General features: G+C 50.0%; 4 protein-coding genes. 2 read left to right on the plus strand and 2 right to left on the minus strand.

Features of this window, described 5'->3' with window-relative positions:
- The first annotated feature begins 3 nt into the window (after nucleotides 1-3).
- The gene (locus tag CRP01_RS41000; protein ID WP_262510359.1) at nucleotides 4-10,776 is read left to right on the plus strand and encodes a DUF7507 domain-containing protein; all 10,773 of its coding nucleotides are present in this window, start codon (nucleotides 4-6) and stop codon (nucleotides 10,774-10,776) included.
- Nucleotides 10,777-11,126: 350 nt separating this feature from the next.
- Here the strand turns inward: CRP01_RS41000 and CRP01_RS41005 are convergent, their stop codons facing one another.
- On the minus strand, nucleotides 11,127-11,558 hold the full coding sequence (locus tag CRP01_RS41005; protein WP_099155919.1) for an OsmC family protein: 432 nt from the start codon (nucleotides 11,556-11,558) through the stop codon (nucleotides 11,127-11,129).
- A 144-nt stretch (nucleotides 11,559-11,702) separates the two neighbouring features.
- Here CRP01_RS41005 and CRP01_RS41010 point away from each other — a divergent pair, with 144 nt between their 5' ends.
- Nucleotides 11,703-12,476 (plus strand): phosphatase PAP2 family protein, encoded by a 774-nt coding sequence (locus CRP01_RS41010; protein WP_170110760.1) that lies wholly within the window; start codon nucleotides 11,703-11,705, stop codon nucleotides 12,474-12,476.
- Nucleotides 12,477-12,923: 447 nt separating this feature from the next.
- On the opposite strand, the gene CRP01_RS41015 is transcribed toward CRP01_RS41010, so the two are convergent.
- Nucleotides 12,924-14,438, minus strand: coding sequence for a hypothetical protein (locus CRP01_RS41015; RefSeq protein ID WP_099155921.1), 1,515 nt, complete (start codon nucleotides 14,436-14,438; stop codon nucleotides 12,924-12,926).
- Nucleotides 14,439-14,763 lie beyond the last annotated feature (325 nt).

Below are 14,763 nucleotides of genomic sequence, written 5' to 3' on the forward strand. Positions count from 1 at the left end.
ATCATCACTTACACCTTCACAGCGACTAATAATGGCAACGTCACGCTGACCAATGTAACGATCGTGGATCCACTACCGGGCCTGAGCGCTTTGAGCTGCACGCAGCCCGCGACCCTGGCTCCGGGCGAATCTCTTGTTTGTACGGCCACCTATTCCATTACTCAATCGGACCTGGACAACGGCACGGTCATGAATACCGCGACGGCTGATTCCGATGAGATTGATCCGGTAGACGATAGCGAGACAGTAACGGCGGTGCAAACACCAGTGCTGAACCTGACCAAAGTAGCGGATGTAATGACCTACGATGCGGTAGGCGATATCATTACTTATACCTTCACGGCGACTAATAATGGCAACGTAACGCTGACGAATGTAACGATTGTTGATCCACTACCGGGCTTGAGCGCTTTGAGCTGCACGCAGCCCGCGACCCTGGCTCCGGGCGAATCTCTGGTTTGTACGGCCACCTATTCCATTACTCAATCGGACCTGGACATCGGATCGGTAATGAATACGGCAACGGCTGATTCTGATCAAACCGATCCGGTAGACGATAGCGAGACGGTAACGGCGGTGCAAACGCCCGTGCTGAACCTGACTAAAGTGGCCGATGTAATGACCTACGATGCAGTAGGCGACATCATTACTTATACCTTCACTGCCACCAACAATAGCAACGTAACGCTGACCAATGTAACGATAGTTGATCCGCTACCGGGCTTAAGTGCATTGAGTTGTACCCAGCCGGCGACTTTGGCTCCGGGAGAATCCCTGGTTTGTATGGCCACCTATTCCATTACTCAATCGGACCTGGACAACGGTACGGTCATGAATACCGCGACGGCTGATTCCGATGAGACTGATCCGGTGGATGACAGTGAGACGGTAACGGCAGTACAAACACCGGTGCTGAATCTGACCAAAATAGCGGATGTAATGACCTACGATGAGGTCGGTGACATCATTACCTATACTTTCACGGCAACGAATAACGGCAACGTAACCCTGACCAATGTAACGATAGTTGATCCGCTGCCGGGCCTAAGTGCATTGAGCTGCACGCAGCCGGCAACGCTAGCTCCGGGCGAATCTCTGGTTTGTACGGCCACCTATTCCATTACGCAAACGGACCTGGACAACGGTTCGGTAATGAATACGGCAACGGCTGATTCCGATGAGACTGATCCGGTAGATGACAGTGAGACAGTAACGGCGGTGCAAACACCAGTGCTGAACCTGACTAAAATAGCCGATGTAATGACCTACGATGCGGTCGGCGACATCATCACTTATACTTTCACTGCCACCAATAATGGCAACGTAACGCTGACTAATGTAACGATCGTTGATCCGCTACCAGGCTTGTCGGCTTTGGCTTGCACGCAGCCGGCGACGCTGGCTCCAGGTGAGTCCCTCGTTTGTACGGCTACCTATACCATCAGCCAAACAGATCTCGACATCGGATCGGTAATGAACACCGCGACGGCTGATTCGGACCAAACCGATCCGGTGGATGACAGTGAAACAGTAATCGTTGACGGAACACCACTGTTGGACTTGACTAAGGTAGCTGATGTAATGACCTACGATGCAGTTAGTGATGTTATTACCTACACTTTTACTGCCACCAACCTAGGTAATGTTACGCTGACTAATGTTACGATCACTGATCCGCTACCCGGCCTAAGTGCATTGAGCTGTACCCAGCCGGCAACCTTGGGTCCCGGTGAATCTCTGATCTGTACGGCTACCTATTCTATCACTCAAGCGGATCTGGATAACGGTTTGGTTGTGAATACGGCAACTGCCGATTCCGATGAAACCGATCCGGTCAATGATAGTGAGACGGTAACGGCCATCCAGTCAAACCAGATCATGATCGTGAAGGAGTCCGTTGAGGATACCTACGATATGGTTGGTGATGTGATCAATTATACCCTGGCGGTAACCAATACCGGGAATACCACTATCTATAATGTGGTGGTAACGGATCCCGATGTAAATGCCGGAAGTATTGTTTATACCGGTGGCGACAATGGGAACGGTGCATTGGATGTTGGGGAAACCTGGAATTACACCGCTCAGTATACCATTGAGCAAAGTGACCTGGATAACGGAAGCTTTACCAATACCGCAAGCGTTACAGGATCTGCCGATACGGATGGTGACGGAACCGGCGATACACCGGTGAACGATGATGATGATGACATTGTCACGGCAATCCCAGACCCATCGCTTAGCCTGATGAAGACGGCAGATGTTGCTACCTACGATGCAGTAGGCGATGTGATCACCTACACCTTCGTGGCTACGAACGACGGCAATGTGACCTTAAATAACGTAACGATCAGCGACCCACTACCGGGCTTGTCGGCCTTGGATTGCACCCAGCCGGTTAATCTGGCACCAGGCGAAAGCCTGACCTGTACGGCAACGTACACGATTACGCAGGCGGACCTGGATGCGGGCTCGGTCGTCAATACAGCTACGGCGGACTCGGATGATACGGATCCGGTAGAAGATGATGAGACCGTAACGGCGGACCAAATGCCGGTACTGAGCATAAGCAAAACAGCAGACGTTGCTACCTACGATGCAGTGGGCGATGTGATCACTTACACCTTCGTAGCGACCAACGATGGCAATGTTACCTTGAATAATGTAACGATCAGCGATCCGCTACCGGGCTTGTCGGCACTGGCTTGCACGCAGCCGATTAATCTGGCACCGGGCGAAAGCCTGACCTGTACGGCAACGTACACGATTACCCAGGCGGATCTGGATGCGGGCTCCGTCGTGAATACGGCGACTGCGGACTCGGATGAGACCGATCCGGTGGAAGATGATGAAACGGTTACGGCGGACCAAATGCCGTTACTGAGCCTAAGCAAAACTGCCGACGTTGCTACCTACGATGCAGTGGGCGATGTGATCACCTATACCTTCGTGGCGACCAACGATGGTAATGTGACTTTAAATAACGTAACGATCAGCGATCCGCTACCGGGCTTATCGGCACTGGATTGCACCCAGCCAGTTAACCTGGCACCGGGCGCAAGCCTGACTTGTACGGCAACGTACGCGATTACCCAGTCGGATCTGGATGCAGGCTCTGTCGTCAATACGGCGACTGCGGACTCGGATGAGACCGACCCAGTGGAAGATGATGAGACCGTAACAGCGGATGGTATGCCAGTATTGAGCCTGAGCAAGACCGCGGATGTGACTACTTACAATGCGGTGGGCGATGTAATCACTTACACTTTCGTGGCGACCAACGAAGGTAATGTAGCATTGACCAACGTAACGATCAGCGATCCACTACCAGGCTTGTCGACTCTGGATTGCACCCAGCCAGTTAACCTGGCACCGGGTGAGAGTCTGACCTGTACGGCAACCTACACGATTACGCAGGCGGATCTTGATGCAGGCTCCGTGGTTAATACGGCGACTGCGGACTCCGATGAAACCGATCCGGTAGAAGATGATGAGACCGTAACGGCGGACCAAATGCCGGTACTGAGCATAAGCAAAACTGCCGACGTTGCCACCTACGATGCAGTGGGCGATGTGATCACCTATACCTTCGTGGCGACCAACGATGGCAATGTGACCTTGAATAATGTAACGATCAGCGATCCGCTACCGGGCTTATCGGCACTGGCTTGCACGCAGCCGGTTAATCTGGCACCGGGCGAAAGTCTGACCTGTACGGCAACGTACACGATTACGCAGGCGGATCTGGATGCGGGCTCGGTCATCAATACGGCGACTGCCGACTCCGATGAGACCGATCCGGTAGAAGATGATGAGACGGTTACGGCGGATGGTATGCCAGTATTGAGCCTGAGCAAGACAGCGGATGTCACTACTTACAATGCGGTGGGCGATGTAATCACTTACACTTTCGTTGCGACCAACGATGGTAATGTGACCTTAAATAACGTAACGATCAGCGATCCGCTACCGGGCTTATCGGCACTGGATTGCACCCAGCCAGTTAACCTGGCACCGGGCGCAAGCCTGACTTGTACGGCAACGTACGCGATTACCCAGTCGGATCTGGATGCAGGCTCTGTCGTCAATACGGCGACTGCGGACTCGGATGAGACCGATCCGGTGGAAGATGATGAGACCGTAACAGCGGATGGTATGCCGGTACTGAGTCTGAGCAAGACCGCGGATGTTACCACTTACAATGCGGTGGGCGATGTAATCACTTACACTTTCGTTGCGACCAACGAAGGAAACGTAGCAATAACCAACGTAACGATCAGTGATCCGCTACCGGGCTTGTCAGCACTTGATTGCACCCAGCCGGTTAACCTGGCACCGGGCGAAAGTCTGACTTGTACGGCAACTTACACGATTACACAGGCGGATCTTGATGCGGGCTCGGTCGTCAATACGGCGACCGCGGACTCGGATGAGACCGATCCGGTAGAAGACGATGAGACCGTAACGGCCGATCAAATGCCGGTATTGACCTTGAGCAAAACTGCCGACGTTGCCACCTACGATGCAGTAGGCGATGTAATCACCTACACCTTCGTGGCGACCAACAATGGCAATGTGACCTTGAATAATGTAACGATCAGTGATCCGCTACCGGGCTTATCGGCGCTGGATTGCACCCAGCCGGTTAACCTGGCACCGGGTGAGAGTCTGACCTGTACGGCAACGTACACGATTACGCAGGCGGATCTAGATGCGGGCTCGGTTGTCAATACGGCGACTGCGGACTCGGATGAGACCGATCCGGTAGAAGATGATGAGACCGTAACAGCGGATGGTATGCCAGTATTGAGCCTGAGCAAGACCGCGGATGTGACCACTTACAATTCGGTGGGCGATGTAATTACCTACACTTTCGTTGCGACCAACGAAGGTAACGTGGCCCTGACTAATGTAACGATCAGCGATCCACTACCGGGCTTGTCAGCACTTGATTGCACCCAGCCGGTTAACCTGGCACCGGGCGAAAGCCTGACCTGTACGGCAACGTACACGATTACGCAGGCGGACCTGGATGCGGGCTCCGTTGTCAATACGGCGACCGCGGACTCGGATGAGACTGATCCGGTAGAAGATGATGAAACGGTTACGGCGGATCAGATGCCGGTACTGAGCCTAAGCAAAACTGCCGACGTTGCCACCTACGATGCGGTGGGCGATGTAATCACTTACACTTTTGTGGCTACCAACGAAGGTAATGTAGCATTGACCAACGTAACGATCAGCGACCCACTACCGGGCTTGTCGGCACTGGATTGCACCCAGCCGATCAATCTGGCACCGGGCGAAAGTCTGACCTGTACGGCAACGTACACCATTACCCAGGCGGACCTGGATGCAGGCTCCGTCGTCAATATGGCGACTGCGGACTCGGATGAGACCGATCCGGTGGAAGATAATGAGACGGTAGATGCTACGGAAGATCCCAGTATCTCATTGATCAAGACTTCTTCTTTCGACATTCTTACCGGCGTGATCACCTATACTTACACGGTGACCAATACCGGTAATGTCACCCTGACGAACGTCATGGTGGTCGAAGATGATGTACTCTTCAGTGGTACGGGAGTAAATCCCATACCGATCTACGTGATCAACTCCTCAACGATGGGCAGCCCCGAAGGTACCCTGTTGGTCGGCGAAAGTGCTGAATACACGGCAACCTATCTGGTTACCCCGGAGGACTACGATGCAATGGTGGTGATCAACCAGGCGGAAGCAGTAGGGGAGAGCCCGAACGGAGAAATGGTTAATGACCTGTCCGACTTTGAGAATCCGCTGCTGGACCGGCCGACGGAAACACCGGTGGAAGAAATGGACGGTAATCCGATCAATCCATCCATCGCTCTGATCAAGACTTCCGCGTACAGTATGGAGACCGGAGAGATCACCTACACTTACCTGGTGACCAACACCGGAGACGCCATCCTGACGATGGTAGCGGTAACGGAAGACATCCTGCAATTTACCGGTACCGGCAGCTTGCCTACGCCGACGTATGTAGTCGGATCTTCCTCTTTCGGAAGCCCAGAGGGTATTCTGTTGCCGGGCGAAAGCGCCAACTACACGGCGGTTTATACGGTAACCGAGGCTGATTATCTGGCCGGTTCCGTTACCAACCAGGCGGATGCCACCGGTCAGGATCCGAACGGTGATCCGGTAGAAGACCAATCGGATTACGAAAACAACTTTGATGACCGACCGACCGTCACGTCGGTGCCGCAGGACTGCGACAGTGAACTGGTTTGTAGCGGTCAGCTCAACGTCAATCTGCAGGAAGACTGCACGGCTACCCTGACGAAAGAAAGTGCCGTTCCCGGTTTTGATTGTGAAGTGATCATCATCGTGGAAGATGAGGACGGCCTGGATAATATCGTCAATGGTTGCGGTACATATAAATACACGGTGACGGCCACGGACGATCCCAACAATAACTGCTGGGGGTACATCACGGCCGAGGACAAGGAAGCGCCGGTCTGTCTCAACAACCTGACGACCGTAACGGGCTGGGATGTTGCCGACTACGGATTCCGTGATTTTGTTTGTGATGATATCGATCAACTGTTATTCAATACTCCGGAATCCTACAAATTGACCGCCCAGGGCGATCTGATCGAAGGTTCTTTCTCTTCCGAATTTGCCCGGCAGGTACTGGACGGTGTTACCGGATACATGGTATTTACCGACAATTGCGGAAACATTACCGTTACCGTTTCGGACGAAGTAGATTACGGTACTGATCCGAATTGTGACCAGGTGACCATTACCCGGACCTTCAGCGCAGTAGATGAGTGCGGAGAACCGAGCGAAGCCGCAGTCTGTACCCAGACCATTGTGATCACGAAACCGGGATTGGAGGACGTCTACTGCCCGGATGATGCGGAGCTGGATTGCAGCAGTGAATTCACGCTGGATGCAAATGGTAATCCGCATCCGGACGTAACGGGTTATCCTTTCATTGAGACGGCATTCGATACGGATGATCTGGATGGTGATGAAATCATCTGGGAAAAAGGTATTGCCTATCTCGATGGCACGGTTTGTAATCTGGGAGCTTCCTACACGGATGGCGAACGCATTGAAGTGTGTACGGGTACCTACAAGTTTATCCGTACCTGGGAGATCCTGGATTGGTGCGCTGAAGGAGAAGCACGGATCAGAGAATGTAAGCAGGTGATCAAGGTAGGAGATTTCTCCAAACCAGTTGTAGCCTGTGCGGAAGTAGATTACGACAACGATGGGTCGGCTGACCTGCGGACTTATTCCACCGGACCTTACGACTGTACGGCCGCCTTCCAGGTACCGATGCCGCTTGTCGAAGACAACTGCTCCGATTGGGAAGTACTGACGGAAGTTCTACACGGATCCACTACCGGTCCGGTGATCGCGACGATCCTGCCGGGAGCCTCCCGTTACGTCAGTGGTATTCCGCTCGGTTGTCATTTCATAAAGTATACCGTAACGGATGCCTGTGGCAATGAGGAGATCGTCTTCTGCCCGTTCCTGGTAGAAGATCTGATCGAACCGATCGCAGTCTGTAATGACGACCTGAATGTATCCATCGGAGGCCAGGGACTGGCCCGGGTATTTGCCCGAGATATTGACGAAGGCAGCTCGGATAACTGCGGCCCGGTCCGCATCGAAGTACGCCGCCGGATCCTGGATCCGGAGACCTACGAGTGCCTCGACATGTTCGACACGGACGGTGACGGCGAAATCATTGGTGACGAGATCCAGTTAAGCGTCCAGTTCGGCGATCCGGACGGAACGGGATCCGGAGAGGAGTACTACTACACCGCCTGGAAAGATTACGTGGATTTCACCTGCTGTGATATGGACGGTCACGTTCGGGTAGAACTTCGGGTCTGGGACGACCGCAACGGCGATGGTATCCCCGGTAATACGATCGAAAGATCTTATTGCGATGCCAACGATCTGAGTACGGTTCGCGATAACTCCAACGTCTGTTGGATGGACCTGCTGATCGAAGACAAATTACCGGCTTACTGTGTACCGCCGCTGCCGGCATCGATCGCCTGCGACGAATTGCCGCTCGATTTCGATCCGACCAATGCCGCGCAAATGACCGAACTATTCGGTGCGGCCACCGGAACGGATAATTGTCCGGGCTATACCGTTGAGGAGCTGGCTCCGCTGACGGATGGATTATCGGATTGTGGTTACGGGACGCTGGTGCGTCGATTCCAGGTGTACGATGCCAAAGGACTGGCCTCTACCAATAAGTGTGAGCAGGTGGTGACGGTCAAAGAACGCCATCACTATAAGATCAAGTTCCCGAAAGATGCGGAAGCGGTCTGTGGAACTCCGGATCCGGATACACTTATTACCGAAGAGATCGCCTGCGACCTGTTGGCGGTTAGTGTGAAAGATGACTTCTTCTCGGCCTCCGGTGATGAATGCTACAAGATCTTCCGGACTTATTCCATCATTAACTGGTGCGAATACGACGGTATCTCCGACCCGGTAGTGGTGAATCGCGATGAAGATTGCGACGGCCAGCCCGGCGATGAGGATGTCTGGGTGATCGTGGAAACCATGAACGAGACGGATCCCTGCCACGACAACTACGGTGGTGTACCGGCCAGTGATTATTCCCACGTCTGGTACGATCGCGATAGTGATCCGTTCAACCTGATCCCGGCTGCGGGTACCAAGGGCGAATCCTGTGAGTATGAGTCGAATCCTGCCGGTTTTTGGAAGGAAGTAGCTCCGCTTACCGATAACAGTGATTCGGACAATTATCCGGAAGGATACTACGGCGATCACTGTGATGATATGGCCAGTGTCGGTTACTGGCGATACACCCAGGTGATCAAGGTGTACGACAATATCCGTCCGATCGTTGCATTCGAAGATCTCGAACCATTCTGTTCTTATTCTTCGGATATTGACAATGACTGTCCGGCAGAAATTAGCATCAATTTCACGATCGAGGAGAATTGTACCCCGGATGATCTGACGATCACGATCTTCCTGGATGCCTTTAACGATGGCATTCTGGAGGGCAACATCACGGATCAGTTGACCGGTACTTATCCGAATTACACCGTGACCGGTACTTTCCCGCTGGGCGCCCACGCACTGGGTATCAGTGTAAAAGACGGCTGCGGAAATCAGATCGGAACCAATATCCCGTTTGAGGTAGTGGATTGCAAAGCTCCGGCTCCGATCTGTATCAACGGCCTCGCGGTCGAATTGATGCCCGTATCTCCGGCTGCCGATGTCGATGGCGACGGCGATGACGATACCGGAGCCATGACGATCTGGGCCAGCGATTTCATTGCCAGTCCGATGACCGATTGCAGCGGAGAAGTGACCTACTCCATCAACCGCCAGGGCGATCAGATCAGCGCCGATCAGACAGGACTGGTTCTAACCTGCGACGATGCCTCAACGGTATTACTTGAGATCTGGGCCTGGGATGCTCTGGGCAACGGAGACCTCTGTGAGACCTATGTTTTGGTACAGGATAACATGGTACAGTGCGATAATAACGATATCGCTTCGGTAGCCGGTTATATCGAAACGGAAGAAACGGTTCCGGTTGAAGGCGTGATGGTAGAATTGAGTGGTAATCAATTCCAGACCATGAATACCAAAGCGGACGGCCACTACCTGTTCGAAGGCATGGAGACCGGCTTTGATTATACTATTACACCGCAGCACGATATCTTCCCGCTGAACGGGGTGACCACCTTTGACCTCGTACTGATGAGCAAGCATGTGCTGGGTACCGAGCCACTGGACAGCCCGTACAAACGGATCGCTGCCGACGTGAACCGCGACGGTAGGGTGACGGCCATCGATGCCATCGCTCTGCGCCGCCTGATCCTGAATATTTCTGCCAGGTTTGAGACCAATACCAGCTGGCGGTTTATTCCGGCTGCCTACGTATTCCCGGATCCGCAGAATCCATGGTTAGAGGAGTTCCCGGAACTGATCAATATCAACGACCTGCAGGGAAGTCTCTTGGAAGAGAATTTCATTGCGGTGAAAGTTGGGGATATCAACCTGAGTGCCAGAGCCAACGCACTGGAACTGGAAGAGCGCGGTGCCCGCGGCATGTTCTTCCTTGATGTATCTGATCAGGATCTCAAGGCCGGTAACAGCTACCGGATCGATTTCCGTGCGGATCAGATCCGGAATATTCAGGGCTATCAGTTTACCCTGGATCTGGATCCTGCCGCCGCGGTGATCACCGATGTAGCCTATGGTGTCGCTCAGGCGGAGCACTTCGGCGTGAAATCTCTCTCCGAAGGATTGCTCGCTACCAGTTGGAACACCGGCGGTGCGAACTCGAATACGCTGGATAAGGAAACGGTGCTATTCAGTCTGAACGTTACGGCCAAACGGGACGTCCGGCTCAGTGAAATTCTGGGCGTTACCAGCCGGATCACACCGGCTGAGGCCTATAATCAGGACGATGGCCTGCTGGATGTAGGCATTGACTTCAACAACGGTTCAATCGCTACCACTCCGTTTGAATTGCATCAGAACAGCCCGAACCCATTCCGTCGGGAAACCACCATTGGCTTCCATTTGCCGGAAAGCGGTGAAACCACCTTAAGCATCCACGATGCCGGTGGCCGGGTGATCAAGCTGATCCGGGGTGAATTTGCCCGCGGCAGCCATCAGATCCAGTTGAAACGTGAAGAGATCGGTAGTACCGGTGTATTGTACTATACCCTTACGAGCGGAGCATTTACTGCGACCAGGAAAATGATCGTGGTGGAATAGATAAAAAGAAAAGCAGGAGGTATCTCGTGTATGCGGGGTACGTCCTGCAAAGTTTGTGATTAAGGACCTTAAAAAAGGAAAGGTTGCCATTTCCCCCCCGGATCTGACAACCTTCCTTTTTTTAAGATCTTTCGGTTGCCGTTGGTAAAGGGCAACGCTTGGAAACTGTTTTAAAAATAAATACTGGTTTAAGAAGCGCGCATTTTCCGCCTGCTCATCGTTGCAAAAAAGATCACGTAGCTAGGCTATGTTCACTTTTTTACGCCTCAATCAGTCAAAAAATGCGGGCTTCCCAACTGCAGCACCATTTTTAAAACAGTTTCTTAGTTTATTCGGACCTGGAAGAACTCTTATTTCAGATTGGCATCCAGGGTGATCTCTGCTTTGAATAACTTACTGATCGGACAATTTTTCTTGGCATCATTGGCCAATTCCATGAATTTTTCCTCACTGATATCCGGAATGGTGGCATCCAGTTTCAGGTCAACTTTCGGCACGCCGAATCCAACTTCCTCTTTTTCCAGGTGAACAACAGCGTCCACTTTTAATTCCTCAGCGGTAAAACCGGCGCCGTTCAGGGCAAAACTCAGCGCCATGGCGTAGCAACCGGCGTGGGCAGCACCGATCAGCTCTTCCGGATTGGTGCCCGCTTTACCATCTTCGTTCTCGAATCGGGTATGGAATGAATAGGGTAGATCTTTAAGGGCGCCACTTTGGGTGTTCAGGTGGCCTTTTCCTTCTTTACCAGTGCCGTTCCACACGGCGCTTGCTTTACGTTTCATATTTTAGGTTTTGTTATTACCCCTATAACCAGAATTGGAGAGAATTGTTGGCCGTTGGGGCCACTAAAGAAATTCTTCCCATCTTTGTGGGCGACAGCAAAAATATAATAAAGATTGCAGCTTCAATAAATAATGGAAACGATAATGAAAAGTCATCTTCGTAAGGTGTTACTATGGTTGTGTGTGTGGTGTTGTACCCTGAGTGTAACGGCACAGGAACCCGGACCCTATTACCTGTCGCTAAAGCGGGAGATCGTCTACGGAGGTGTCGGCCTCGGTACACTGGGGCTGGGTACCTATCTGCGTTCCCAGGTGGGAGAACTCACCCTGATGGACCTGAATATTCGCGAGATCAACAGCTTTGACCGGATCGCTACGGAAATGAGTTCCCCAACGGCGGACAAATGGAGCGATTACACGCTGTACGCTTCCCTGGGGATCTCGGGCACCCTTTTACTCGGCCGGGAGACCCGGCGGGATTTTCTCAAGATCTCGGTGCTGTTTATGGAAGTCATGGCGATCAGCAACGGCCTGACCCAGATCAGTAAATCAATATTTCAACGTCCCCGTCCCTATGTTTTTGACGAACATTGGGATCCTATCCGCATTTTGAGCAGCAACGACCGGGCCGCGTTTGTATCGGGCCATACCTCCGAATCGGCGGCCGGTACGTTCTTCTTTGCCCGGGTATTTTCGGACTACTACCCGGATAGCAAACTGAAGCCCTTTATCTGGGGCCTGAGTATCGGTATGCCGGCCCTGACGGGCTATCTGCGCATCCGCTCGGGTAATCACTATCCCACGGATGTGATTGCCGGGTATGTCCTCGGGGCCGCTGTGGGCTACCTGGTACCCACCCTGCATAAGAAGGTCTTTAGGCGACCGCAAAAAAAGATGACGCCTAATCCAAATTTTTAAGATCTACGCTTGTTTTTGTCGAAAAGATGAAATGGTTTAGAGCAGGTTTATTTTTGTAATTGATTGATTTAAAGTGATTTGTAGTTTAGGGTGTTTAGTAGGTAAGCTATCCTGCATGTCGAAAAAGAGATGTGAAAGTTTCGTTATGTGTTGGGGTACTACCTTATATTTGAATTGATGATACTTACAAAATGATAGACGGGACCGGTAGGGTAGGAGCCCACGGATTTCCGTCCCCTAAAAATGCGATGGGCCCCTGCGACCTGGAGTGGGGGCCTTCTTTTAAAAACTGTTTTAAAAATAAATACTGGTTTAAGAAGCGCGCATTTTCCGCCTGCTCATCGTTGCAAAAAAGATCACGTAGCTAGGCTATGCTCACTTTTTTACGCCTCAATCAGTCGCAAAATGCGGGCTTCCCAACTGCAGCACCATTTTTAAAATAGTTTCTTAGGGGTGATCTAATGATTCCAGTACGAATTCCCAAAGGGTTTCGTAGGGGATGATCTCCAGTTCTGGGCTTTGTTTGGCCTTCTCGATCGGCTTGGCATGCAGGCGCTCCAGATATTTTTTCCCTTTCTTTTCGACTGCTTTTCGCTCAAAATTTGCGGACGGCAGGCACAATAGCATTTTGACAAAGCAGTTACTCCGGTAGGTACCCTCTTCGTTTAAATAGCGGTGCGCGTATACTTTCAGGGATTCGCTGCGATCGATGATGGCGTCGTACTTGCGCGCTTCTAATAGAAATAGGATCTGTAGAACCAGAATGGTCACATTACCCCCCTTTTTGTCTTTGGATTGAATAGGAACTTCATTGAGGAATTTTTGAAGCCGAAAGGTATTTTTTTCTTTGTTTAGCTTAACTTTTCCACTAATTGCAAGATAGTGAAGGAATGCTTTGTGAAGATTAAAGGTTTCCTCCCATCTTTTGAAAAATAAAAAATCATTTTTATTAATATAAACTTCTTCCAGGATGGGCTCTATGTTGCCATATCTTTGAGATTGAAAATTTAGTCTTATTTTCCAATCTAGTACAAAAAGCCAATTATGCCATCCAAGGGGGAATTTTTTTAGAGAATATTGTATAGTTTCATTTGCTAGTTGATACCTTTTTAAGGTTACTAATCCCACCAACTTTCTTGAAAGTACAAGTCCTTCAAAACTTGGACTAAATAGATCGGGGTGTTCTTTAAAATATTTGAGACAATTATCCGATTCTTTGATTAACTTTTTCCACGAGCAATTTAATTCGTAGTAAAAAAACGTATATAAGAAAGTATATAAGTATATTTTATACGAATAATATTGGGCAAACCATTTCTTTATCTTTTTTAAGCGTTTTTTAAACTTACTTTTCAATTGTTTATCAATCACAACCCTTTTATCGTGATGTAAGAGAATTAGAGATATGTAATCTTGTATTTTTATTTCTTTTTTGTAAATTTTACAACTCTCATTGAGAATCTTTCTGTACCTGTTAAATTCAGCTTTATTAAGTTCTACTGTGCTGTAGTGATTTTTAAGCGAAAGGCTGATTTCAATATTTACATCAGTAAAGCCATATTTCAAAGAATCCTTAATTGTCTTTTTTGCTAAGGTTATAGCTGAATTCCTGATATTTTTGCCGATCAAAATCTTGATAGAATATAAGTTTTTATAGCACTGATAATAAGCCTTTTGGATTTTGGTTTGACCTTTTTTGTTGATGTCAATAAAAAACAAGGTATTAATGAGGCGATCATTCAGCCTGTCTTTTAGTTTATAGTAAGCCTTATTACTGGGAGAATCATTATAAAAATATTGGGCATACTCTTCATCTGTATTAAATTTTTCGTCGATCAAAGCCTGGTAAAACTCATCGAAAACAGTGGAGGATTGATTGTTGTTTCCCACCACATGGATATTTTTCACCTTATTCCGATTAACTGCCTGAGCGAGTTCTTTTAGGTTTTCGAGCTTAGCCATTTACTTGTATCCTTTTGATCAAAGAGAATAGGTCTCAATCCGGATTTTGAACTGTAGATTGGATTTGTATTCGACGCAAAGGTGTTTGGTTCATTTCAAAATCGCTTTGCGTCAATATATCACCTGGTCAATTCCTTAAATTAACTAATTTTTTAGTCTACAATCAAATGATTATGTCTAATTCAAAAACAGACTATGCCTGTTTTATAGACTATCAGCTAAAAAACTGGTAACAGTTTAATTCATGATTTCTGAAGAAAGAAATAATTAGTTTTTTGTTCTTCTTTACTTCTTTCAGTACTCGTATAACTTCCAGCTTCAAAGC

It is taken from the genome of Flavilitoribacter nigricans DSM 23189 = NBRC 102662, assembly GCF_002646595.1.
Lineage (GTDB): Bacteria > Bacteroidota > Bacteroidia > Chitinophagales > Saprospiraceae > Flavilitoribacter > Flavilitoribacter nigricans.